This window comes from Lentzea waywayandensis, from assembly GCF_900115955.1.
GTDB lineage: Bacteria > Actinomycetota > Actinomycetes > Mycobacteriales > Pseudonocardiaceae > Lentzea > Lentzea waywayandensis.
Window position 1 is genome coordinate 570,041 of the sequence record NZ_FOYL01000002.1, and the last position, 23,786, is coordinate 593,826.

The 23,786-nt window shown below is 70.1% G+C and carries 22 protein-coding genes; 10 read left to right on the forward strand and 12 right to left on the reverse strand.

Going from position 1 to position 23,786, the window contains the following annotated elements; translation table 11 throughout:
- Positions 1-91 precede the first annotated feature (91 nt).
- A complete protein-coding gene (locus BM417_RS07525; protein ID WP_093589149.1) occupies positions 92-553 on the reverse strand; it encodes a hypothetical protein in 462 nt (153 codons plus the stop codon).
- Between the two features lie 222 nt (positions 554-775).
- On the opposite strand from BM417_RS07525, the gene BM417_RS07530 reads away from it, so the two are divergent.
- The gene (locus BM417_RS07530; protein ID WP_093589152.1) at positions 776-1,363 is read left to right on the forward strand and encodes a histidine phosphatase family protein; all 588 of its coding nucleotides are present in this window, start codon (positions 776-778) and stop codon (positions 1,361-1,363) included.
- A gap of 545 nt (positions 1,364-1,908) precedes the next feature.
- Here the strand turns inward: BM417_RS07530 and BM417_RS07535 are convergent.
- From BM417_RS07535 to BM417_RS07545, 3 genes are read right to left on the reverse strand one after another with little or no spacing between them, the layout of a single operon-like run.
- On the reverse strand, positions 1,909-3,252 hold the full coding sequence (locus BM417_RS07535) for a PEP/pyruvate-binding domain-containing protein (protein ID WP_093589155.1): 1,344 nt from the start codon (positions 3,250-3,252) through the stop codon (positions 1,909-1,911).
- Complete coding sequence (locus tag BM417_RS07540) at positions 3,240-3,848, reverse strand: transcriptional regulator (protein ID WP_093589158.1); 609 nt, start codon at positions 3,846-3,848, stop codon at positions 3,240-3,242. The genes BM417_RS07535 and BM417_RS07540 overlap by 13 nt, the downstream gene beginning before the upstream one ends.
- Positions 3,845-4,921, reverse strand: coding sequence for a TetR/AcrR family transcriptional regulator (locus BM417_RS07545; RefSeq protein ID WP_093590871.1), 1,077 nt, complete (start codon positions 4,919-4,921; stop codon positions 3,845-3,847). The genes BM417_RS07540 and BM417_RS07545 overlap by 4 nt, the downstream gene beginning before the upstream one ends.
- 158 nt (positions 4,922-5,079) lie before the next feature.
- Between BM417_RS07545 and BM417_RS07550 the strand changes: the two genes are divergently transcribed.
- On the forward strand, positions 5,080-5,937 hold the full coding sequence (locus BM417_RS07550; protein ID WP_093589161.1) for an NAD-dependent epimerase/dehydratase family protein: 858 nt from the start codon (positions 5,080-5,082) through the stop codon (positions 5,935-5,937).
- Positions 5,938-6,204: 267 nt separating this feature from the next.
- On the opposite strand, the gene BM417_RS07555 is transcribed toward BM417_RS07550, so the two are convergent.
- Positions 6,205-6,879, reverse strand: a complete 675-nt coding sequence (locus BM417_RS07555) for a hypothetical protein (RefSeq protein WP_093589163.1) — start codon at positions 6,877-6,879, stop codon at positions 6,205-6,207.
- A gap of 136 nt (positions 6,880-7,015) precedes the next feature.
- Between BM417_RS07555 and BM417_RS07560 the strand changes: the two genes are divergently transcribed.
- Positions 7,016-8,980, forward strand: a complete 1,965-nt coding sequence (locus BM417_RS07560) for a sensor histidine kinase (RefSeq protein ID WP_177320331.1) — start codon at positions 7,016-7,018, stop codon at positions 8,978-8,980.
- Positions 8,968-9,600: a response regulator transcription factor gene (locus BM417_RS07565; RefSeq protein ID WP_093589169.1), complete on the forward strand. Its 633-nt coding sequence runs from the start codon at positions 8,968-8,970 to the stop codon at positions 9,598-9,600. The genes BM417_RS07560 and BM417_RS07565 overlap by 13 nt, the downstream gene beginning before the upstream one ends.
- Before the next feature lie 18 nt (positions 9,601-9,618).
- Here the strand turns inward: BM417_RS07565 and BM417_RS07570 are convergent, their stop codons facing one another.
- The 5 genes from BM417_RS07570 to BM417_RS07590 form a co-directional block, all read right to left on the reverse strand.
- Positions 9,619-11,937: a DUF7617 domain-containing protein gene (locus BM417_RS07570; protein ID WP_245821761.1), complete on the reverse strand. Its 2,319-nt coding sequence runs from the start codon at positions 11,935-11,937 to the stop codon at positions 9,619-9,621.
- Positions 11,938-12,138: 201 nt separating this feature from the next.
- A complete protein-coding gene (locus BM417_RS07575) occupies positions 12,139-14,484 on the reverse strand; it encodes a bifunctional salicylyl-CoA 5-hydroxylase/oxidoreductase (protein ID WP_093589177.1) in 2,346 nt (781 codons plus the stop codon).
- Positions 14,481-16,067 (reverse strand): AMP-binding protein, encoded by a 1,587-nt coding sequence (locus tag BM417_RS07580; protein ID WP_093589180.1) that lies wholly within the window; start codon positions 16,065-16,067, stop codon positions 14,481-14,483. Before BM417_RS07580 ends, BM417_RS07575 begins: the two co-directional genes overlap by 4 nt.
- A gap of 25 nt (positions 16,068-16,092) precedes the next feature.
- Positions 16,093-16,992, reverse strand: a complete 900-nt coding sequence (locus BM417_RS07585) for an acyl-CoA thioesterase (RefSeq protein ID WP_093589183.1) — start codon at positions 16,990-16,992, stop codon at positions 16,093-16,095.
- Positions 16,989-17,471: a cupin domain-containing protein gene (locus BM417_RS07590; protein WP_093589186.1), complete on the reverse strand. Its 483-nt coding sequence runs from the start codon at positions 17,469-17,471 to the stop codon at positions 16,989-16,991. The genes BM417_RS07585 and BM417_RS07590 overlap by 4 nt, the downstream gene beginning before the upstream one ends.
- 40 nt (positions 17,472-17,511) lie before the next feature.
- Here BM417_RS07590 and BM417_RS07595 point away from each other — a divergent pair, with 40 nt between their 5' ends.
- The 3 genes from BM417_RS07595 to BM417_RS07605 are packed head-to-tail and all read left to right on the forward strand — an operon-like array spanning position 17,512 to position 19,713.
- The gene (locus BM417_RS07595; RefSeq protein ID WP_093589189.1) at positions 17,512-17,928 is read left to right on the forward strand and encodes a RidA family protein; all 417 of its coding nucleotides are present in this window, start codon (positions 17,512-17,514) and stop codon (positions 17,926-17,928) included.
- 58 nt (positions 17,929-17,986) lie between these two features.
- Entirely contained in the window at positions 17,987-18,838 is an 852-nt protein-coding gene (locus BM417_RS07600; protein WP_093589192.1) for a fumarylacetoacetate hydrolase family protein, read from the forward strand.
- Positions 18,839-18,858: 20 nt separating this feature from the next.
- Positions 18,859-19,713 carry a PaaX family transcriptional regulator gene (locus BM417_RS07605; RefSeq protein WP_245821762.1) on the forward strand — a complete coding sequence of 285 codons (855 nt, stop codon included), beginning with the start codon at positions 18,859-18,861 and terminating at the stop codon, positions 19,711-19,713.
- Here BM417_RS07605 and BM417_RS07610 read toward each other — a convergent pair.
- Positions 19,710-20,234, reverse strand: coding sequence for a M15 family metallopeptidase (locus BM417_RS07610; RefSeq protein WP_245821763.1), 525 nt, complete (start codon positions 20,232-20,234; stop codon positions 19,710-19,712). The two genes, BM417_RS07605 and BM417_RS07610, sit on opposite strands and share 4 nt — an antisense overlap.
- Positions 20,235-20,323: 89 nt before the next feature.
- Here BM417_RS07610 and BM417_RS07615 point away from each other — a divergent pair, with 89 nt between their 5' ends.
- Together BM417_RS07615 and BM417_RS07620 are read left to right on the forward strand one after the other, a co-directional pair.
- On the forward strand, positions 20,324-20,668 hold the full coding sequence (locus tag BM417_RS07615) for a hypothetical protein (RefSeq protein ID WP_093590877.1): 345 nt from the start codon (positions 20,324-20,326) through the stop codon (positions 20,666-20,668).
- A 14-nt stretch (positions 20,669-20,682) separates the two neighbouring features.
- Positions 20,683-21,168, forward strand: a complete 486-nt coding sequence (locus BM417_RS07620) for a glutathione peroxidase (RefSeq protein WP_093589197.1) — start codon at positions 20,683-20,685, stop codon at positions 21,166-21,168.
- On the opposite strand, the gene BM417_RS07625 is transcribed toward BM417_RS07620, so the two are convergent.
- A complete protein-coding gene (locus tag BM417_RS07625; protein ID WP_093589200.1) occupies positions 21,165-22,466 on the reverse strand; it encodes an MFS transporter in 1,302 nt (433 codons plus the stop codon). The genes BM417_RS07620 and BM417_RS07625 overlap by 4 nt on opposite strands.
- A gap of 159 nt (positions 22,467-22,625) precedes the next feature.
- On the opposite strand from BM417_RS07625, the gene BM417_RS07630 reads away from it, so the two are divergent.
- Positions 22,626-23,744: a carboxylesterase family protein gene (locus BM417_RS07630; RefSeq protein WP_245821764.1), complete on the forward strand. Its 1,119-nt coding sequence runs from the start codon at positions 22,626-22,628 to the stop codon at positions 23,742-23,744.
- Positions 23,745-23,786: the final 42 nt, after the last annotated feature.

Below are 23,786 nucleotides of genomic sequence, written 5' to 3' on the forward strand. Positions count from 1 at the left end.
CCCGCAACGACCGTATGGGCGGCGCGGAGAGTCTGCACAACGGCGGGAGGACTTTCACGTGATTCGTTGGCGGAGCGAGGTTCCACTGCTGTCAGGTCGTCTCCGCCTTGGCGATCGCGTAATAGGCGTCCACGGTGTCACCGTCGATGCCCACGTAGGTGTCGATCCACGCCGCCGCGGCACGCACCAGCACCAGCAGCGCGTCGAACCGCTGTTCCTCGCCCAGCACCCCCAGCGCCACCACGACCCGCCCGTCGTCACCGCACGCCAGGCCGCTCAGCACCTCCGAGGCCACCTCGACCGCCTGCGCACGGGTCTCCTCGCCCGGCGTCGCCGGCACGGAGATCGGAATGCGAACGGACGGATCGAGCGATCCACGAGGGACACCGCGCAGCAGGACAGCCGCACACGTGTCGATCGCGACCATCCTCGTCCGCTCCTCCGATGCCAGGCACCGCACGGCTTCGATGGACCACGGGTGATCACGCCTGTTGATCGCGCCCACCGCGGCCAGGGTCACTTCCCTGGCCTGCACGTCGTCGAGCCGCTGCATCGACTCCTGCCTCCTCCACAGTCGGCCCCGACTGGAATGCGCCCCCGCGCACAGCTTCTGTGTTGCTACAACTCGGACATCGTCGAACGGCCTCAAACACGTTGCATGACGAGTGGCCGGCAGTTCACCCGTCCGCAGCAACGCATTCGGTACAGCTATCGGGTCATCCACCAACTCAGATGTTGCTACCATCCGAATGTTGACAACCTGGGAGCGGATGACATGGCGACTCGGCACCTCTACGTCGTGCGACACGGCGCAGCGGACCCGTTCGGCGAACTGACCGTCACTGGCGAACGGCAGTCGCACCTGCTGGGCGAGCGCCTGGCCCGCCTGCCGATCGACACCGTGTGGCACTCACCCCTGGCACGTGCCGTCGCCACCGCAAGAATCCTGGGCGAGCACCTGCCGAACGCGACGGTGGCCGAGGCAGCCGAACTGGCCGACCACGTGCCACACGTGCCAGAGGTGATGCCGGCGGCATGGGCCGGTTTCTTCGACGGCTTCGACGCGGCGGAAGCGGCTGCCGGGGCACGCCTCGCGGAGGCGCTTGTCTCCCGGTTCGCCCGTCCCGCCGAGACCGAGTCCCACGAGGTCCTGGTGACGCACGCCTACCAGGTGGCGTGGCTGGTGCGAGACGCCCTCGACGCCCCGCCCGCCCGATGGCTCGCGATGAGCTGCGGCAACACCGCACTGACGGTGATCCAGCAACGCACCGGCACTCCACCCACCTTGGTGCTGTACAACGACATGAGCCACCTGCCGGAGGACCTGCGGTGGACGGGGTTCGGTCCGGGAACGCGGCCGTGAGCACACCGCCGGACCGCTGACGCTGACGCCGCCGCACGGCTCGCCTTGCCTCGCTTCGCCGGGAGGGCCGCCTCGCCCCGCCCGATCTCGCCGCAGGCTTCGCCGGGCGGCGAGCATCAGACCGTCACCGGACCGACGTCACCGCAGGCTTCGCTCAGACCGGACAGCACACCGTCACCGCATTCCGACCTCGCCGCAGGCTTTCGCCGAGATCGAACAGCACACCCTCACCGGACACCAACCTCACCGCAGGCTTCGCCCAGGGGTTGAACAGCACACCGTCACCGCACTCCGACCTCACCACAGGCCCCGCCAGGGGTCGGACAACAGACCGGCACTGCACACCGACCTCACCGCAGGCTCCGCCAGGGGTCGAACAGCACACCCTCACCGCACTCCACAGCCACCGACATCACCGGCCCGCTCCCTCGCCGGCAGCGGTGCTCACCGCCGCCGCGAGGCCGCTCGCTGGCGCCGGAGGCATCGGAGCCAGCGATCAACCCGACTGCCGACGCCGGAGCACGGCCCGCACGGCGGTTCCGCGATCAGCCTGACCGCCGGCTCCGGAGCACGGCCTGCGCAGCCCCGAGGCGCTCCGCCTCCTCCCGCGCGGACCGGTCCCCCGACACCTCGTCCGCCCAGTCGAGCAGCCGGTGCAGGTGCGGATCCGCGGCCGCCGTCACGATGCGGGGCAGACCGAGAGCGACCTCGCCGCCGGTCCCGTCGATGGTGATCGACTCCCCCACGCCGACAACCCGCTCGCCCACCATCACCGAGTCAGCGCCAACGACGAGGTCGGCGACCCCCACGACGGCGGGTTTGCCCATCGACCGCGCGACGACCGCGGCGTGGCTGGCCGGACCTCCCCGCGCGGTGACGATGCCGGTGGCCGCGCCCAAGCCCCGGATGTCGTCCGGCGACGTTTCCGGCCGCACCAGGACGACCGGGCCGTCGGCGGACATGCGGACCGCCTCGTCTGCGGTGACCGCCACCCGGCCCGACGCCACCCCGGGGCACACGCCCAGCCCGCGTGCGATGACGTTCGCATCCGGGGTGATCCGGGACGTGCGCACGTGCCGGAGGTGCTGGGGCGAGACGCGGAGCAGCGCCGTGTCGCGGTCGATCACGCGTTCGTCCACCAGGTCCGTGGCCAGGCGGACGGCGGCGGCTCCGGTGAAGCGGCCTGGCCGCACCTGCAGCAGCCACAGCTTGCCCGACTCGAAGGTGAACTCTACGTAGCAGGCGTCGCGGTAGTGCTGTTCGAGACGGTGCAGCGCGGCCAGAAGGCCTTGCCACACCAGCGGTTCGCGGTCGGCCAGGTCGTGCAGGGGGTGCGTCAGCGAGCGGCCGGAGACGACGTCGGAGCCCTGGTGTCCGAAGAGGACTTCGCCGAACGGGACGTCGACGCCGGTGTCTGGATTGCGGCTGAAGGCGACCCCGGAGCCGCTGTGGTCGTCGCGGTCGCCGAACACCATCCGTTGCACGATCACGGCCGTGCCCAGGTCGTGCGGGATGCCGTGCAGGGTGCGGTAGGTGCGTGCGCGGGGCGTGTCCCATGACGCGAACACCGACTTCAGCGCCTTGTCCAACACCTCAGGGGTGGGGCGCAGGTTGAGGATCGTGTCCATCATGCCGGGCATCGACACGGCGGCGCCGGAACGCACCGAGACCGACGGTCCCAGCGTCTCGACGGCGGTCGCGAGCTCCTCCCCCAACCCGTCGGGCAGCACGCCGGCACGGAGGTAGGCGCGGCAGGCCTCGGTGGTGACGACGACACCGGCGGGCACCGGGACGCCGAGGCGGTGCAGCAGAGCCAGGCCGTGAGCCTTGCCTCCCACCACTTCCGGCGGTTCGGCGAGCGCGGCGGAAAGGTGTCTCACCCACTCCATCGGGCGATCCCCAGCGTGGCGAGCAGGTCCTCGTGCAGCTCGGCCCACACCGTGTGGAACGAGTCGATCGTGTCCGCCAGGTGCTCCAGCTTCCCCGCCTGCGCACGGGCCAGGGCGAAAGCCAGGCGCGGTTCGTAGAGCGCGAACCTCGGGACGGCGGCGGCCAGTGCGGCGATGACCACGACGGCGCGGGCGTGGAGGTCGGTGAACAAGGCGAGGACTCGGGCGTCGTAGACCGCGTCGGTGTGGTCGTTGATGGTCGTGACGCCGTCGACGGGCCGGACCTGCCACGCCGTGCAGAGGTCGAGCAGTTCGGGGTTGAGCACGAGGAACGCGTCGAACGCCTCGGTCAGCGCGGGGCGGGCGCCGGCCGACTCCAGTTCTGCCTTGGTCCCGGCGGCGTCGGCGGCCCGGCCGGAGTCGGTCAACGCCCACCCGCCGAAGCCCTTGTGGTGCGTGACGAGACCGGCGACGGCGAGGTCGATCAGTTCGGACTCCACTTCGGACTCCTCCATCCCCGTGAACGAGGCCACGCGGGTGAGTCCGGTGGTGCCGACGCAGCGCAACGCGTGCAGCACCAACAGGTTCGCGCTCACGACGTCGCCTCCCGCCTGCGCGCACCCGCCGCGTGGCCGGCACCGCGCCCGTGGGCACGGGCGACGATCACGCCGTTGCGCACGCTGACAGCTGACTCGGTGTCGTCGCCGGGATTCGTGACGCCGATCGCCGACGCCACCAGCGCGTCGTCGTCGAGCACCAGCCGGACGTGCTGCCAGACCTCGGGCGCGAACACCCTGCGCAGGCATCCGACGGCATCGGTCACCCGGAGCCGGACGAGGCGACCCGTCTCCTCCGCATCGCCGGTGACGATCACGACCGTGACCTGTTCGCCGGGCTTCGCGGACCGGACGGCCTCCTCCGCCGCGCCCAGCCGCCCCGCACCCAGCACGACCACCAGGCCGTCCGCGAGGTCGACCTGGTCACCGCTGATCTGGTCCACCAGACCTTCGGGGGCGGTCCAGGCGTCCGCGCACGTCCGCGCCGGAGCGACGTACGGCAGGTGCGGAGGAGCCCAGGTGTCCTTCAGGTCGATCGTGGCCAGGTGCCTGCACGCGTGCGCCACGTCGAACGGGTCACCGAACCCCGGCGACGTCTCGGCCCGATGGCCCGCACCGTCCAGCAGGGTCAGGACCAGCTCGGCCAGTCGCACCTGCCGGGCCGGCGCACCTCGCTCCAGGGCGATGGCCAGCAGCAACGCCTCCAGCCGGGCCGCCTGCGCCAGCACAGCCGGACCGTGCTCGTCCTCGAACACGCCGTCCAGCGAACGCAGCTGGAGCCGCCCGCCCGGCGCCGAGTCGCCCACCAGCGGCAACCGTTCGAGCCAGACCCTCGCGAACACGCCGAGCGCGTCGACCTTCGAGGTAGACGACACGGACGCTTGCGGCTCATCGGAACCGCTCTTCTCGACCTGGTCGATCAGCACGGCCAGGTACAGGGCCCGTTTGCTCGGGAAGTTCGAGTACACCGCGCCGCGCGTCAGCTCCGCCCGCTCCGCGATCCGGTCGACCTTGGCGGGCACGAAACCGTGCTCCGCGAACTCCTCCCTCGCCGCCGCCAGCACCGCGGCACGCGTGCGCGCCTGCTGCTGCACCCGAGTCAGCCGAACCATCGCCACTCCCGCCGAACGCACTTGGGATGTTCTCATCATCCAGATTACCCGAACCTTCGAGTGCGATGCCGAAAGGGTATGAGGGACGACCCAGCAGGTCTTGGACGGTCCGCCGAACTCCGCAGAGGCTGGAGGCACCATTCAGGAAGGAAATCGACATGAAGGTGTTCATCACCGGGGCCTCCGGCTACATCGGCAAGGCCACGGTCGCGGCACTGCTGCGCCACGGGCACGCCGTCGAGGCGCTCGCCCGCACCGACACGTCAGCGGCGGCCGTGCGCGAGACAGGTGCGACGCCGGTGAGCGGCGACCTGTCCGACCTGGACGCTCTCACCGCCGCCGCGGGCCGCGCGGACGCCGTGATCCATCTCGCCCAGGCCGACAGCGCCGAAGCAGACCTCGCCGCCGCCACCGCGATGCAGGACGGCGTCGGCGCGGGCACGTACGTCCACACCGGCGGGACCTGGGTCTACGGCGACACCGACGGCATCGCCGACGAGGACGCCGCCTGGAACCCGCCGGCTCTCGTCGCGTGGCGCCAGGAGGTCGAGGAGAAGGTTCTTTCGCGCGCGGCGAGCAGCGGTCGGCCGGTCGTGATCAGGCCCGGCCTGCTGTACGGCGGGGAGAACCGCCTGATCGACATCTTCTTCACCCGGCCAGGCAAGGAGTCAGGCGCGATCCCCTACCTCGGCGACGGCACCAACCACTGGTCGCTCGTGCACGTCGACGACCTCGCGGAGTTGTACGTCGCCGCTCTGAACGCACGGGCCGGAGCGGTGTACGTCGGAGTCGGCGGCGTGGATCCGACGACGTACGAGATCGCCACGGCGATCAGCCGAGGCGCAGGACTGGAGGGCAAGACCGTCGCACTCCCCCTCGACGAGGCCCGCGCGCGGATGGGCCCGATCGCGGACGCGTTCGCGCTGGACCAGCGGTTCACCCCGGCCCGCGCCCAGGCCGAGCTGGGCTGGACGCCCCGGCACACCGATCCGCTCGCGACCTTCGCACAGGGCTGATCAGAGCGGCTTCGGCGCGTTCTCCAGACCCGAGAACACGGGGGCGATCAGGCGTCGCTCATCAGCATGATGATGTCCGCAGGGTCGTGCCCCGGGGCGATGGTGCCACGAACGCGGCCTTGGCCGACAGCACCTCACACCACTCCACGAACGCGACCTCGTCATCGTTCTCGCGATCCTGGCGTTCACCGCGACCGCAGCCATTCCGGCGGTCGCGGTCGCGGTGGTGGCGTGGCTGTCCGCAAAGCAGTCCCACGGCCTCGCCCGTCACTCAGCGGCACGCCAGGCGTAGTAGCCGAGGCCGATCGCGCCCACCGCCATCGGGATGCTGGTCAGCAGGCCGGCCAGGCCGTTGCCCGGGATCACGAAGGTGACCACGATGAACAGCAGGAGCACCGGCACCCACTTCGGGACGGTGTGCGAGCGGAAGAGGCCCACGCACTGGAGCACGGTCCCCAGCAACACCAGTACGGCGCCGGGAATCATCAACGCGAAGAGGTGCACGGTGTCGTTGTTGGCCGCCTGGATCACGGCGTTCCCGACCTCCGGGGCGATTCCGGGGTCGGTCGGGAAGAAGTAGGCCGCCGCCCAGCCCGCGACCCCGGCGCCCTGCAACCCGCCGCCGATCCACATGAGCGCGGCACCCCAGGTCGCCCAGGCGCTGCCGCGGCGGCGGACGAGGAACATCGTCGCCAGCGCCTGCAACGGGATGTTGAGGACCTGCATGGCCGCGAGGCCGGTGAGCAGCGTCCACCACAGGTCGCGGCCGGCCGCGATGTCGGTGTAGGAGTAGGTCTCGCCGCCGGCCGCCGGTTCCGGCCAGAGCAGTCCGCCCGCGACGGCGGCGACGGACGTGACACCCAGAACGACCGCGAGGACGGCGACGCGTCCCCGCGTGGAGCTTGCGGCGGTGTCGTGCGCCGCGGTGATGTCGACGGACATGGTCCCTGCCCTTCCGTGGGATTCGATGGCTCAAGGGAACCGGCGGAGGGGTGCCGGACACATCGGTACCGGCCCCGGACCCGGTCTCCGTGCTGACACGGAGGCCAAGCCGTCGCACCGGCCTTACCCTGGGGCGATGACATGGCCGCGGCCGGCAGGACTGGCTCTTCTGGGCATCGCCGTCGTGCTGACGGTGGGCGCGAGCTGGCTGCTGTTCCGCACGCCGAGCGACCTGATCGGCGCGTTCGCCGGCTTCGCGACGCTCGGGCTCGCGATGGCGGCGCTCGGCGTGACGATCGAGTTCCGGGTGCGCGCCAACCCCGTCGGGCCGCTCCTCGCCTGGGTCGGGACGATCGTGGTCTTCCTGGCCGCCCGCGACGTCTACTACCGCGGCCGGCTCACCGATCCGGCCTCGGTGCCGCTGGACTCCCGCGTGGTCGCGGTGCTCAACGAGAGCGGCTGGTGGCTGCTCGCCGCCGTCGCGTTGCTGCTGCTCTTCTTCCCGGACGGGACGCTGCCCGGTCGGCGGTGGTCGTTCCTGCCGCCGTTGATCGTCGTGCTGGCCCTGGCGCAGCAGGCGTTCGGCGCGACGCCGCGAGAGCCGTTCACCGAACCGATGGAGGGGCTGGCCAAGCCCTGGGGGCCACCGTCCGACGTGGTCCACGTCCTCAGCTACGTCGTGAACATCGGGCTGGTGCTGACGTTGCTCGCCGCCGGGGTCTCGCTGGTCGTGCGGTTCCGCAGGTCACAGGGCGTCGTCCGGGCACAGCTGAAGTGGCTCGCGTTCGCCGGGCTGGCCGTGACGGCGTACCCGGTCGTGTGCCTCGCCGAGATCGTCGTGACCGGCCGAAGTGGTGTCGTGGCAACGGTGTTCGGCGTCGTCACGATCGTCGCGCTGTTCTGTTCGGTCGGTGTGGCCATGCTGCGTCACGACCTCTACGACGTCGACCGCGTGCTGGCCGACACCATCAGCTACACGATCGTCCTGCTCATCCTCATCGGGGCGTACGCGCTGTCGGCGCTCACCCTCGGGCTCGTGGTGGGCCAGGACTCCCCCGCCGCCGCGGCGGGCGCCACCGCGATCTGCGCCGTGCTGCTCACTCCCGTCCGGAGGCGTCTGCAACGGGTGGTCGACCGGCGGCTCTTCCCGCGCACCAGGGCCGCGCTGCTCGCCATCGAGGACCTGCAGCACCGCGTGCACACGCAAGCCGCCCAACCGGAAGAGCTCGAAGCGACGCTGCGCACGGCGTTGCGGGACACCACGCTCAGGGTCGGGCTGTTGCTGCCCTCGTCGACAGGTTTCATCGACGCGAAGGGCGCGCCGGTGACCGACACCGGGCTCGTCCCGATCACCCTGGGCGGGACGCAGATCGGCGTGCTCGCCTCGTCCGTCACCACCCCGGCCGTGTTGCGGGTCGTCGCGACCGCCGCCGCGAGCCTGGTCGAGGTCGCCCGGCTGCGCGGTGAGCTCGCCACCGCCCTGCGCGAGGTGGAGGCGAGCCGCACTCGGATCATCCAGGCCGGGGACGCCGAGCGGCACCGGCTCGAACGCGACCTCCACGACGGCGCCCAGCAACGGCTGGTGTCGCTGGGCATGGCGATGCGGCTCGCGCAACGGCAGCTGCCCACCGGCTCCGTCGACGTGCACGCGCTGCTCGACCAGGGCGTCGCGGAACTGGCCACCGCCATCGCCGAGCTCCGGCAGATCGCCCACGGACTGCGTCCCACGAGCCTCGACGACGGCCTGCACTCCGCCCTCGCCGCGCTCACGAACAAGCTGCCGGTGCCGGTGGCGCTGGAGATCATGTCCGAACCGCTGGCCGACGACATCGCGATCACCGCCTACTTCGTGGCCGCCGAGGCGATCACCAACGCCGCCAAGCACGCGCGCGCCAGCACCATCACCGTCCGCGTCACGCAGCAGGAGGACGAGGTGAACGTCTGGGTGAAGGACGACGGGTGCGGCGGCGCCGATCCGCGCGGCGGTTCCGGACTGGCCGGGCTGGCCGACCGCGTCGCCGCGCTGGGCGGTTCGCTCCTGCTCAACAGCAGGCCCGGCGGCGGCACGACGATCCAGGCGGTGCTGCCGTGCGCATCGTGATCGGCGAGGACTCGACGCTGTTCCGGGAGGGCCTCGCGAGCCTGCTCTCCCACGCGGGCCACGACGTCGTGGGCCGTGCCGCCGACGCGGACACGCTCGTGGCCGTGGTGGCACAGGCGGAGCCTGATCTGGCCATTGTGGACGTTCGGATGCCTCCCGACCTCACCGACGACGGCGCGCGGGCCGCCCGCCGGATCCGGTCCGCCCAGCCCGGCGTCGCGATCCTGCTGCTCTCCCAGCACATCGAGACGCGGCACTCCGTCGACCTGGTCAGCCAGGGCGGGTTCGGTTACCTGCTCAAGGATCGCGTGCTGGAGGTCGACGACTTCCTCGAGTCGATCACGCGGGTCGCCGCCGGTGGCTCGGCACTCGACCCCGAGGTGGTGGGCAGGCTACTCGGCCGGCCCGCCACCGGGTCACTCACCCCGCGCGAACGCGAGGTGCTCGGTCTGATGGCCGAGGGCTGCACGAACGTCGCGATCGCGCGGAGGCTCTGGCTCACCGAACGCACCGTCGAGACCCACATCGGCAGCATCATGGCGAAACTGGGGCTCGCCGCCAACGTGGAGGAGCACCGCAGGGTGCTGGCCGTCCTGACCTTTCTGGCCGAGTACGGCTGATGCTCCTCCACTGGCGACTCAGTTCAGCACGCAGAGCAGCGAACAGGCCTTCGCGGACGACCAGTCGCTGTACACGCGGGTCGCGTTGACCGGTGTGTACTTCGCCTTCGCCTTGTTGGTCAAGGGGAACAGCGACAGCAGCGCGTAGGTCGAACAGTGGACCTGTTTCGACTCACCGGGTTGCAGCGTGAACGGTCCGGTGTGGCAGGTCGGTTCCACCTCGTCGACCACGTAGGCGTCGGCGATCGGGATCGGGCCGTTGTTCGTCACGGTGATCCGCCAGTACGCGGTGGCGTTCAGCAGGCCGAGAACACCCACGGGTGCTTGCTTCACCCACGGACCAGCGCCTCCCGCCTTGCAGTTGGCGGGTGTGTACGAACCGCAGATCTCCTTGTTCACCACCACGTTCGGCATGCACGCCGCGCCCGGTGCGACCTGACGGGTCACCGTGTTGGACGAGAACGCGCCGGTCGCGTCGTTCCCGTTCGCGGTGTTCGCGACCGAGGTGACCGGGCACTCCGCGGAAATCGTGGTGCGGAAGCACACCTGAGGCGCGTCGCCGTTGAACTCCACGGCCAGTGACGGCTGGTTGCCGCCGCCGAAGTCCGCGGCGTTGTTCAGCACGAGCGACGCCGTGACCGTCAGCGAGTCGGCCGTGACGCCGGTCAGGTCGACCGTGCCGTCGGGGGCGAAACCTGGCACGGTGACGGGGTTTCCGCCGCCGTCCACGGCCTTCACGGTGGACGCGCCGAGGTTCACGTTCGCCGGTGTCACGCCGACGAGCCGCGCCTTGGTGTAGGTGGTGGCGTGCGGTTTGCCGTCGCAGTAGAACTGCGCCGGGTTGAGCGACACGGAGGCGCCACTGCGTACGCACGGCGACGCCCCCGTGTCAGGATCCATCGAGAACAGCACACCCGCGTCGCCCAGTCCGAGCAGGCAGCCGGTGGGAGCGTCGTAGGCGTAGCCGTAATCTCTTGTGACACCACCGTTGACGGTCGGATGGGTGATGCGCGAAGGCACGCCGGCACACGACGTCCCGGTGCTCCAGTCGTGGCAGACCGTCGCGCCCACGTACGGGCCGCCCCAGATGCCGAAGTAACTGCGCACGCGGTCGCCGGTGCGGACCACCTCCGGGGTGAACACCAGGGTGTGGCTCTCCAGGCCGGTCACGCCGTTGGGCAGGGGCGAACCATCAACGGCGTAACAGGTGGTGATGTTCGTGGCTCCGGCCGTGCTCGCGCACGCACCGGTCTCCGCACCCGTTGTGCTGTAAGCGGTGAAGGCGTTGTACTGGTAGTTGGCGGCGGGCCCGAGCGGCTTCGGGGACGGCCAGCCGGCGCACGCGCTCGTCGTACCGGGGTCGAAGCAGCCCATCATCGGGGTACCGCTGTTCATGTTGGACGACGACGCGAACAGCTTGCCCCCGGCGACGGCCAGCGCGCCCAGGTAGTAGCCGCCGTGGTTGGTGAACGGCACGATCGGCGCGTAGGGCTGACCCCCGCACGCGCTCTGCGAGGCGGGCGTCCAGCACACGACGTGGCCGGAGTTCGCGACACCGTAGAGGTTTCCGCCGATCTGGACGAGTCCCGCCATCTCGAACGTCTGCCCGGACCGGTTCATCAGCGGCCAGTAACCGCAGTTGCCGGGCACGGCGAGGTCGAGGCAGCCGACGCCGATCGAGGACGCCGTGGTGGCCGAGTAGTACACGCGGGCGGAGTTCGCCGAGTCGCGGACGTACTGCGGCGCCATGGGACTGGAGATGTCGCCGGTGTTGCCCGTGCCGAACGGACCGGGCGCCGTGTTGATCGGTTTCGGCCACGGACCGCCCGCGCACAACGCGTTGGTCGTGAGGTCGGTGCACACCAGCTTCGGGGCCGCGGCGGCCGAGTGGTGGTAGACGTTCCAGGCCTGCAGGCGGCCGTCCGGTGTGCGCTGCAGGATCGGGATGAAGCCGTCACCGCCGGTCGAGCTCGCGCTGGCCTGCACGGGCGGCGTGAGCAGGCTGGACAACGCCTTGCCACCGTTGCGCACGTTGGGGTTCGTCGCGGTGACGGGGTTGCCCTCGGTGCCGGTCCAGCCCGGCGGTACCCGCAACGAGCCGGACACGAGGGTCTGGCCGGGGCCGATGGGGTCGGTGATCGTGGCGGCACCGTTGGCACCGTTCGCATAGGACACGACCCAGGAGGCGATGTCGCCGTGGGAGGCGGGATCGGACACGCCCTGCACGGACTTGGCGAGCGTGGAAACGGGTGGCTGGGCGGCCACGGGCACGGCGGCCGTGAGCGTGCTGCCAGCGAGCACGCCCGCTAGCAGCATTGCCGGCAAACGTCTTCGCACGAGCAGGTCCCTTCAGCAGTGGCGGAGTTCGGGAAACTGACCGCCGACGCTAGGGACGCCGCTCGTGCTCTTCACGCCCCCTCACCCGCGTGCGTGGGAGGTCTGCCCCATCAGACCAATGCGTGGGCGCGGAGCATGTGACCGCGCAACAGATTCCAATTCATAGCCGAATGAAGTTTCACCTGAACGCGTCCGAAATGCCTATCCGAGAACCGAATGTTCGCGGTGCGGGGTCCAGCGCAGGTGCACGTTGCGGTCCGGCGGATCCGCCCGCAGCAGCGACAGGCGAGGCCGGACGGCGTCGGTGCGCGCGGAAGGCGGCTTGCGGCTGCCCGCCCGGTACTGGACCGGCCATTCGGCGCGGTACTCCTGTTCGGCGGCCGCGTGCAGGGTCCAGTGCGGGTCGTAGAGGTGCGTGCGGCCGATCGCGCACAGGTCGGCGCGGCCCGCCAGGAGGATGGAGTTGACGTCGTCGTAGGAGGCGATGGCGCCGACCGCGATGACCGCCGCGCCGGTGACCTCGTGGCGGATCCGGTCGGCGAACGGGGTCTGGTAGCTGCGACCGTACGCCGGGCGCTCGTCCGCCGTGACCTGGCCGGTGGAGACGTCGATCGCGTCGGCGCCGTGGGCGATGAACGCGCGGGCGATCTCCACGGCGTCGTGCTCGGTGTTGCCGCCGTCGACCCAGTCGGTCGCGGAGATGCGCACGATCATCGGCCGTTCTGCGGGCCACACCGCGCGGACGGCGTCGAACACCTCCAGCGGGAACCGCAGGCGGTTGGTCAGGGAGCCGCCGTACTCGTCCGTGCGCTGGTTCGAGATCGGCGAGAGGAACGAGGACAGCAGGTAGCCGTGTGCGCAATGCAGTTCGAGCAGGTCGAAGCCCGCTTCGGCACCGCGCTGCGCCGCCGCCACGAACTCGGCGGTGATCCGCTCACGGTCCACTTCGCCCGGAACGGCGTTCCCAGGGCCGTACGGCAGCGGTGACGGGCCGACGACGTCCCAGTTGCCCTCGGCCAGCGGTTCGTCCATGCCCTCCCACATCAGGCGGGTGGAGCCCTTGCGGCCGGAGTGGCCCAGTTGGAGGCCGATGCGGGCGGTGCTCCGCTCGTGCGCGAACGACACGATCCGCGCCCACGAGTCGCGCTGCTCATCGGTCCACAGACCGGTGCAGCCGGGCGTGATGCGGCCCTCGGGCGACACGCAGACCATCTCGGTCATCACCAGGCCCGCGCCGCCCATGGCCTTCGAGCCCAGGTGGACGAGGTGGAAGTCGCCCGGCACGCCGTCGACGGCCGAGTACATGTCCATCGCCGAGACGATCACGCGGTTCTTGAGTTCCAGCTGTCCCAGCCGGAACGGCTGGAACATCGCCGGAGCCGTGGTCTGGAGTCCCTGGGAGGCGGCGAAAGCGGCGTCGACGCGGTCGGCGAACTCCGAGTCGCGGGTGCGGAGGTTGTCGTAGGTGATCCGGCGGGACCGGGTGAGCAGGTTGAAGCAGAACCGGGTCGGTTCCTGGTCCGCGTACATGCCGATGTTCTCGAACCACTCCAGGGACGCCTGGGCGGCGCGCTGCGTCGACTCCACGACGGGCCGGCGTTCGGTTTCGTAGGCCGTCAGCGCGGTCTCGACGTCGCGGTGTTCGTGCAGGCACGCGGCGAGGGCGAGCGAGTCCTCCATCGCGAGCTTGGTGCCGGAGCCGATCGAGAAGTGCGCGGTGTGCGCGGCGTCGCCGACCAGGACGAGGTTTCCGTCGTGCCAGCGCTCGTTGCGCACGGTGGTGAAGCCGAGCCACTTCGAGTTGTTGGCGAACACCTGGTGGCCGGCGAGTTCCTCAGCGAACAGCTCGCGGATCCGCTCGACGGCGCGTTCGTCCGAGGCACCCGGCGGGAACTCCTCGCCGGTGTCGAAACCGGCGCGGCGCCAGACGTCCTCGTGCATCTCGACGATGAACGTGGAACCGCTGTCGGAGTAGGGATAACCGTGCACCTGCATGGTTCCCCACGGGGTGTCCTTGATGAAGAACTGGAACGCCTCGAAGACCAGGTCCGTACCGAGCCACATGTACCTGTTGTGCCGCGGGTCCACAGTGGAGCGAAATACGTCCGAAGAACGCCGCACCGACGAGTTCACGCCGTCCGCGCCGACCACGAGGTCGTACGACTCGCGCAGGACGTCCACGGCGGGCGCGGGCGTCGAGAAGTGCACGACCACGCCGAGGTCGCGGCACCGTTGCTGGAGCAGGCCGAGCAGTTCCTTGCGGCTCATCGCGGCGAACCCCTGCCCGCCCACGGTGTGGCTCTCGCCGCGGTAGTGGATGTCGATGTCCGTCCACCGCGCGAACCGGCGTGCCATGGCGTCGGCGAACTCCGGGTCGGCGTTCTCGATCCCGCCGAGGGTCTCGTCGGAGAACACCACGCCGAAGCCGAACGTGACGTCGGATGCGTCGCGTTCCCAGATGGTCACGTCATGCGCAGGGTCGAGCTGCTTCATCAGCGCGGCGAAGTAGAGGCCACCGGGGCCACCGCCGACGATGGCGATCTTCATGACGGCACCTCGTCCTCGACGATCTTGCGAAGCGTGAAGCGCTGGAGCTTGCCGCTGGCGTTGCGCGGCAACGACGTGCGGAACCGCACCTCGCGCGGGTACTTGTACGGCGCGATGGTCTGCTTCACGTGGTCCTGGATCTCGCGCGCCTTCCCGTCGTCGCCCAGCGTGCCGTCGCGCAGCACTACGAACGCGCACACGACCGAGCCGCGTTCGTCGTCGGGTTTGGCGACGACGGCGGACTCCAGCACGTCCGGGTGGGTGTCGATGGCCTCCTCGACCTCGGGGCCGCCGATGTTGTAGCCGGATGACACGATCATGTGGTCGCTTCTGGCGTGGTAGTGGAAGTAGCCGTCCTCGTCGCGGTGGAAGACGTCGCCGGTGACGTTCCAGCCGTTCACGACGTAGTCCTTCTGCCGCTCGTCGTCGAGGTAGCGACACCCGACGGGGCCGATGACGCCCAGCCGTCCTGCCTCGCCGGGGCCCAGTTCCTCGCCGTCGGGGCCGAGCACGGTGGCGCGGTAGCCCGGCACCGGCCTGCCGGTGGAGCCCGGCCGGATGTCGTCACCGGCGGCGGAGATGAAGATGTGCAACAGTTCCGTGGCGCCGATGCCGTCGATCACCCGCAGCCCGAGCCGGTCGTGCAGCCGTCGCCAGGTCTCCTGCGGGATGTGTTCCCCGGCCGACACCGCGGTTCGCAGCCCGGCGAGTTTCCCTTCCACGCCATCGCGCAGGATCGCTTTGTACGCCGTGGGCGCCGTCGCGAGCACCGTGATCCCGTGTTGCTCGACCAGATCCGCGACCTGGACGGGCGTGGCGGCCTCGGTCAGGAACGCGCAGGCACCGGCCCGCAACGGGAAGACGACGAGCATGCCCAGGCCGAACGTGAAGGCGAACGGCGCCGTGCAGGCGACGAGGTCGTCCTCGGTCAGCCGCAGCACGTGCCGGCCGAAGGTGTTGTCGATGGACAGGACGTCGCGGTGGAAGTGCGCGGTGATCTTGGGTGAGCCGGTGCTGCCGGACGTCGGCGCCAGCAGAGCCACGTCGTCGGCAGCGGTGTCCACAGCGGTGAACTCTCCCGACTTGACCGCGGCGAGCACCTGGAGGTCGTCGTACGCCACCACGGACAGCGACGGCAGGGCTTGAACGTCCTCCGCGAACCGCTGGTCCACCAGGGCGATCGACGGACGGGTCCGCTCGACGATCGGCGCGAGTTCACGGGTCCGCAGCGCGGCCATGGTCGTCACGACCACACCGCCCGCCTTGAGGACGCCGAGCCACGCGGCGACGGTCCACGGGTTGTTGGGTGAGCGCAGCAGAACCCGTTGCCCCGCAACGAGACCGAAGTCCTCGATCAGCACCTGCGCGATCTGGTTGGCACGCGTCCGCAACTCGCCGTAGGACCAGTTCTCGCCGAAGGGCGTGCGCAGTGCTGGGCGGTCGGCGCCGTACTTGGCCACCGGGACGTCGATGAGTTCGGTGGCTGCGTTGAGGCGGTCCGGGTAGCTCAGGTCGGGCGTCGTGAACTCGATGGTGGGCCACAGCGCCGCGGGAGGTAAGTGGTCGCGAGCGAAGGTGTCCATGGTGAAGTCCTTCCCGGGCGGCGGGTCAGGAAGCGCGGATCATGCCCTCCTGGGCAACGGTGGCGAGGTGGAGACCATCGCGGGTGAAGAAGCGGCCGTGGCCGAGGCCCCGGCCGCGATCTGCGGCGACGGCTTCCTGCACGTAGAGCAGCCAGTCGTCGACCGGGCCTTCGCGGTGGAACCACATGGCGTGGTCGAGGCTCGCGGTGACGAGTCCCGGCTGCGCCCACGGCAGGTCGAGCACCCGCAGGACCGGCTCCAGGATCGTGTAGTCGCAGACGTACGCGAGCGCCGCCAGGTCACGTTGGGCGTCGGTGAGTCCGTCGACCGGGCGCAACGGGTCGAACGGCTTGATCCACACGGCCTGGTGCGGCACCTTCTCGCCCTCGACCGCGAGGTAGACGGGGCCGGGCACGTGCCGCATGTCGAAGCTGCGTCCACCCGACCAGTAGGCCTTCGACTCCTCGGTCATCGAACCGCCGGAGCGTTCGGCGAGGAAGTCCGCTGAACTGGGCAACTCCCCGGGGCCGGGCAGGTCGTCGGTGAACTCGGCGCCGAAGCTGCCGCCCGGCTCGCCCGCGGCGAAGTTGGCCAGGCAGACGTAGAGGGGCTTGCCGTTCTGGTAGCCGCGGACCTGCCGGGTGCTGTAGCCCCGGCCGTCGCGCAGCAGTTCGACCTCGTAGCGCACCTGCGCGCCGATGTCCGCCGGGCGCAGGAAGTAGCTGTGCATCGAGTGCAGCGTCTTGCCGTCGGTCACCGAACGCATGGCGGCGGCCGCGGCGGCGGCGACCAGGTCTCCGCCATAGGCCTTGGGCCACGGGCAGGGCTGGGTGACGGCCGTGAAGGCGAGGTCGAAGTGCTCGGGCTCGGCCTTCTCCAGCGCGATGGCCTCGGTGAAGATGCCGGACGTCGGCGCGGGCGTCATCGGCTCAGCCAGTCGCGCAGGTCCTCGTCCGGGACGTCGTCGAGGTTCACGACGATGTTCTCCGGCGTCCGCGTGGTCATCCACGTCAGCGGGTTGTTGCGGTCGAGGTTGCACTCGATGTGCGGCATGAACGGCGGCACGAACACCCAGTCGCCCTCCTCCATGTCGAGGTAGTCCTCGAACTTCTCGCCGAAGTAGATCCGCGCCCGGCCCGACAGCACGTACCCGCCGGTCTCGGCCTCGCCGTGGTGGTGGGAGACCGAGCGGTAGCCGGGCTCGTTGGTGACCTTGCCGAACCACAGCCGCGTGGCCGGGGTGTGCTGGATGCTCACGCCCGAGATCCGGATCGCGCCACCGGAGTTCGCGGTGTCCGGGTTCTCGGAACCGCCGCGCGTCACGACCGGCGCGACCAGTCCGCTGGGCAGCCGGTACATCGAGTTGTCGCCTTCGAGCCGGTACTTGCTGAGGTCGGGCTCCATATATCGCATTCTTCACCGCCGTCAGATATTGTCAATACGCATGAGGCCCGTAGCAGTGAACCCGGCCAGCCTGCCCGCCCCGAGCGGGTACTCCCACGGAACGCTCGCCGGCACCACCCTCCACCTGGGCGGGCAGACCGCCCTGGACGCCGACATGAAGATCGTTCCCGGCGGCATCGTCGAGCAGTTCCGCCAGGCGTTCGGCAACGTGCTGACGACGTTGCGCGCGGCGGGTGGCGAGCCGGAAGACCTGGTCAGCATCACGATCTACCTCACCGACATCCCCGGCTACCAGGCGCACGGCAAGGAGATCGGCAAGGTGTGGCGCGAACTCGCCGGGCCCGTCTACCCGGCCATGGCGGGCATCGGCTGCACCGCGCTGTGGCAGCCGGAGGCGCTCATCGAGATCCTCGGCGTCGCCGTGATCCCGGAAGACCGCCTGGTCGTCCCCAACTGAATCGATAGCGTTTCCATGATCTGCGAAACATGAACGCCATATTCAGGGAGGTTCGCGGGTGAAGCTGGCTTCAGTGACCGTCGACGGCGCGCGCCGTGGCGGTGTCGTGGACGGTGACTCGATCGCGCTGTTGTCGTGCACGGTCGACGACGTCGTTCGGGGCGCTCCGGTCTCGCCCGGTGACGTGCTGCCGTTGTCGGAGGTGCGGCTGGAAGCGCCGCTGCACCGCTTCAACCGCGACATCCTGTGCACGGGCTGGAACTACTGGGACCACTTCGAGGAGTCGGCGGGCAAGCGCGACGGGCAGGACCCGGTGGAACGGCCGCTGCGCCCCACGTTCTTCACCAAGGGCCCGGACACCGTGATCGGACCGTCCGACGGCATCGCCTACGACCCCTCGCTGTCCCAGAAGTGGGACTACGAGGCCGAGATCGCGATGGTCATCGGGCGTGACGGCCGGTCGATCCCGGAGGAGAAGGCGCTGGACCACGTGTTCGGCTTCCTCGTCGCCAACGACGTCTCGCAGCGCGATCTGCAACGCGCGCACGGCGGCCAGTGGCTCAAGGGCAAGAGCCTCGACGCCACCATGCCGCTCGGCCCGTGGCTGACCACGATCGACTCCGTCGACGATCTCGCCGGGATGCGGGTGCAGTGCGAGGTCAACGGCGTGCTGCTGCAGGACGCGACCAGCGCGCAGATGGCGTTCTCCTTCGCCCGGATCATCGCCGAGCTCAGCCACGGCATGACCCTGCGCGCCGGTGACGTCATCCTGACCGGCACGCCCAGCGGCGTCGGCAACGCCCGCGAGCCGCAGCTCTTCCTGCGAGACGGCGACGTCGTCGTGACGCGGGTCAGCGGGCTGGGCGAGCTGCGCAACACCGTCACGCTGACCGATCTCGGCGCGCGTTAAGCTCGCGGCGGCTGATCAAGGTGAGGAGCAAGGCGCTGAACGTCGCGGACATGACCGTGGAAGCCGCGGCTCCCGCCGGGCGTGACCGGCTCGGCCCGCTCATCATCACGATCTTCGGCCTCTACGCGCGCGGCGAGCACAACTGGCTGTCCGTGGCGTCCGTCGTGCAGCTCATGGCCGACCTCGGCGTCGAGGGCCAGGCCGCGCGCTCGTCGATCTCCCGCCTGAAGCGCCGCGGCGTGGTCCGCGCCGAACGCCGCGACGGCGCCGGCTACGCCCTCGCCGAAACCACCCTGGAGACGCTCGCCGAGGGCGACACCCGGATCTTCGAACGCCGCCGCGCGACCGCCGAGGACGGCTGGCTCGTGGTCGTGTTCTCCGTGCCCGAGTCCGAACGCGAGAAGCGCCACGCGTTGCGCACCAGCCTGACCCAGCTCGGCTTCGGCACCACGGCGCCCGGCGTGTGGGTGGCGCCCGGCAACCTCGCCACCGAGACCCGCCGCACCCTCGAACGCCGGGGGCTGTCCGAGTACGTGGACATCTTCAGCGGCCACCACTTCGCGTTCGGTGACCTGCGGTCGAAGGTCCGAGCCTGGTGGGACCTCGACGAGCTGACCGACCTGTACGCGGACTTCCTGCGCCGGCACCGCCCCGTCCTGGATGCCGGGGTCCTGTCGCCGGAGCAGGCCTTCCAGACGTACGTGCCGATGCTCACCGCCTGGCGGCGCCTGCCGTACAGCGACCCAGGTCTCCCCCTGTCGCTGCTGCCGCCCGGATGGAACGGCGTCACCGCCGAGGCGCTGTTCGAGCAGCTCAACACCACTTTGAGCGCCCCGGCCCGCGAGCACGCGCTGGCCGTGATCCACGGCCGCTAGGTGGTGGACCGCGGCTGCGGACACTGGCCGCCGGGCGTCGTCAGCAGCTCGAAGTGCCACATCTCGTTGGCGTAGGCCTGGCACAGCCCGTAGTCCGCGCCGTGCTGGATGAGCCAGTCGTCGGCGTTCGTCGGCCCGATGTCGATCGCCTTGCCCGTGACGTGCGCCGACTTCTCCGGCGGGTGCACCCACCGCCGGGCCTCCTCCTCGCTGCGGTACAGCTCGACGGCCTCGTCCAGCAGTCGCTGCTGGTGCTCCGCGCTGCGCCAGCCCGACGTCACCCGCAGCTCCACCCCGGCGAGCTTCGCGTCGGCGGCCGCCTTGCGCATCGCCGTCAGCAGCTCCTGGTCGAGGTTCGCGATGGCGGCGTGCTTGTCGTCGTCCAGTGAGATGCTCTCGTTCTTCGGGATGCTGCCGTCGTCGGTCACCCGCACCTGCGCGGTCGTCGACTGCGGTCCAGCGGGTGTGCAAGCCGTCACCATGACGAGCAGGAGCGTTGTCCAGGTTCCTTTACCAGCCACGACTTCAAGGCTTCAGGAGCGATGTCCCCGGACGGCCAGCGGAACGTGATCGTTGTGCAACGAACCGTCGACTGGGTAGAACGGTGATCATGACGTCACGGATCACCGTGTGCCGCGGCTGTTGCTGCGGCACCGAGCGCAAGCACCCCGAGGTCGACCACGACCACCAGCTCCGGGTGCTGCGCGAGAAGCTCGCGGACGTCCGGGTCGCCGACTGCCTGGACGCGTGCGAGGTGTCGAACGTGGTCGTCGTGCAGCCCAGCCGCGCCGCGCGCACCGCCGGGGCGAAGCCGGTGTGGGTCGGGTCCGTGCTGGACGACGACGCGGTGCGGGGCGTGATCGACTGGGTGGGTGCGGGCGGTCCGGGGCTCGCCGCTCCCCCGCCCGCGGTGAGCGCGCGGATCGTGCCCGCTCCCAGCCCCAAGAAGACATGAACTACGTTGGTGGCATGGAGATCTACGACATCCCGGTCCAAACGCTCGCGGGTGAGCCCGGCGACCTGAGCGCGTTGCGGGGCAAGGTGACGCTCGTCGTCAACGTCGCGTCGAAGTGCGGCCTCACCCCGCAGTACGCGGGCCTGGAGCGGCTTCAGGAGAAGTACGGAACCGAAGGTTTCTCCGTGGTCGGCTTCCCGTGCAACCAGTTCATGGGCCAGGAGCCGGGCACGTCCGAGGAGATCGCCACCTTCTGCTCGACCACCTACGGGGTGTCGTTCCCCCTGTACGAGAAGATCGAGGTCAACGGCCCCGGTCAGCACGCCGTCTACCAGGAGCTGACCAAGCACGCCGACGCCGACGGCACCGCCGGTGACGTGCAGTGGAACTTCGAGAAGTTCCTCGTCTCGCGCGACGGGCAGGTGCTCGCCCGGTTCCGTCCGCGCACCGAGCCCGAGGACGCCTCGATCACCGAGGCGATCGAGGCCGCCCTGCGTTAAGCGGCTACGGGGGCGTCAATCCTCGTGGGGACCGGTGCCGTGCGGAACGCGAGAACCGCGGCGAGCAGGCTCAGGGCGCACACCGCCGTGATGTAGGCGCTGACGCCTGTCGTGGCGCCGGTCTCGTTCAGGATCGCGGTCGAGATCAGCGGGGCGAGACCGCCGCCGAGCAGGGCCGCGAACTGGAGCAGGAGCGACGAGCCCGAGTAGCGCACGTTGGCCGGGAACGTGTCGGCGACGATCGCTCCCTGCACGCAGTGGGTGATGGGGATGATCAGGCCCATGCCGAGCAGGGCGACGACGATCACGGCCGGGCTCCTCGTGTTGAGCAACGGGAAGAACGCGGCCGCCCACACCAGCAACGCCACCGAGCCCCACAGGAACATGCCACGCCGTCCACGCCGGTCCGCAATGGACGTCCACAGTGGAATAGTGCCGAGCCACAGCACCGCCGAGGCCGTCACGGTGATGAGCAGGAACTGCCGGTTCAGGCCCAGTTGCGCGGTGCCGTAGGAAAGACTGAAGACGAGGAACAGGTACGCCACCGCGGAGTTCGCGATGCTGAGCACCAGGGTCAGCACCAACCGACCGGCGCCGACGGACAGGGCCTCCTTCAGCGGGAAGCGCACGATCTCCTTGCGCTCCACGGCCTTGGCGAACGACGGGGTCTCCGTCACGCGCATGCGGATGACCAGGCCGACCACCACCAGCGCGGCACTGAGCAGGAACGGGATTCGCCAGCCCCACGACGTGAAGGCGGCGGCGGGAAGCACGGTGCTGGTGACCAGGAAGACGGTGTTGGCCAGCACCAGGCCCGCCGGCGTGCCCATCTGGGGAAAGCCCGCGTAACGGTTGCGCTGGCCGGACGGCGCGTGTTCGAGCGCCATCAGGTTCGCGCCCGCGTTCTCGCCGCCGAGGCCGATGCCCTGCACCACTCGCAGCGCCACCAGCAGGATCGGCGCCCACACGCCGATCGTGGCGAAACCGGGCAGCACGCCGATCAGGGTCGAGCCGACTCCCATCAGCACCAGGGACACCACGAGTGTCATCTTGCGGCCGATGCGGTCGCCGTAGTGGCCGAAGACCAGGCCACCCAGCGGCCGGGCGATGAACCCGACGGCGAACGTGCTGAACGCGGCGAGCGTGCCCGCGGCGGGCGAGAGCGACGGGAAGAACTGCTTGTTGAAGATCAACGCGGAAGCCGTGCCGTACAAGAAGAAGTCGTACCACTCGAGCGTCGCGCCGGTGAGTGTCGCGAGCGCGACCTTCCGTTGCGACGTGGCGGCTCGTTCACCCATGTTGGCCTGCCCAGGTCGGTTGACGGTGTAGGCCGAAAGCGTGACCTGGGTCGCAGTGCCGCACAAATGCCGATCGGCTCACCCGCCATGCCCGCACGGCTATACCGGCAGCCTGAATCCGCATTTGCGATGCATGGCGACCGGCGTGACCGTGTACAGGTGACAGTCCGCATCGGCCCCATCCGCTACGCCACCGCGACGCGCTTCGGCACACCCGTGCGCTCACTCTCCGCGGAGTCGAGCGGCCAGATCTGCCCGCAGCCGCGCTCACGCCTGGACGCCGTCATGGGCCCGCCGCTCGACGCCCCGCCGCAGGGCGAGGACTGCCTGAACCTCTCGATCACGACCCCGGCGCTGGACGACGGCGGCCGGCCGGTGCTGGTGTGGCTGCACGGCGGCGGTTTCAGCAGTGGAGCGGGCCTGCTGGACTGGTACGACGGGACGTCCCTGTCGGAAGAGGGCGACGTCGTCGTGGTCAGCGTCAACTATCGTTTGGGGGCAATGGGTTTTCTCGTCGCGGACGGGGTGAGCGACGGCAACCTCGGCCTGCTCGACCAAGTGGAGGCGCTGAGGTGGGTCCGCGACAACATCGCCTCGTTCGGCGGGGATCCGGCCGCCGTCACGGTGTTCGGGCAGTCCGCGGGCGCCATGTCCATCCAGCTGCTGCTGGACCATCCCGAACGGCTGTTCCGGCGCGCCATCCTGCAGAGCGCACCTCACGGTGTCGCGCCGCTCACCCGCGCCGAGGCCGCCGCGACCGGTGCCGCGTTCTCCCACCTGCTCGAGGGTGACCTGTTCTCCTGCTCCCCCGCCGAGATCCTGGCCGCCCAAGCCGCCGTCGCACGGCGCCACACCGGGGTGGCCATGCCGTTCCGGCCGGTCGCGACACCGTGGAAGCAATCGGACTTGACCGGTGTCGAGATCGTTCACGGGTGGAACGCCGACGAGATGACGGCGTTCGGCGGAGCACGCGAGGAAGGTCTGTTCGCGGGCCACGACTTCACGAGCCGTCTCAAATCGCGCGGTGCGCGCGTGTTCACGTATTACAACGCTTGGCGCCCAGCCGGTTCCGCCTACGGGGCGACGCACTGCGTCGAGTTGCCACTACTGCTGGGGTTCGCGCGGGCGTGGGCCGGTTCGCCCCTGCTCGGTGACATGCCTTGGGAGGACGTCGATCGGCTGGGACGGCAACTGCGGCAGTCCTGGATCTCCTTTGCCAGGAAAGGGATCCCCTGCGCTGTCGACTCGCTACCCGTCACCTGGTCCACCGCGGCATAGGGCGAACCGGCAGTTTCGGTGCGAGCACTACCTCAACGACCA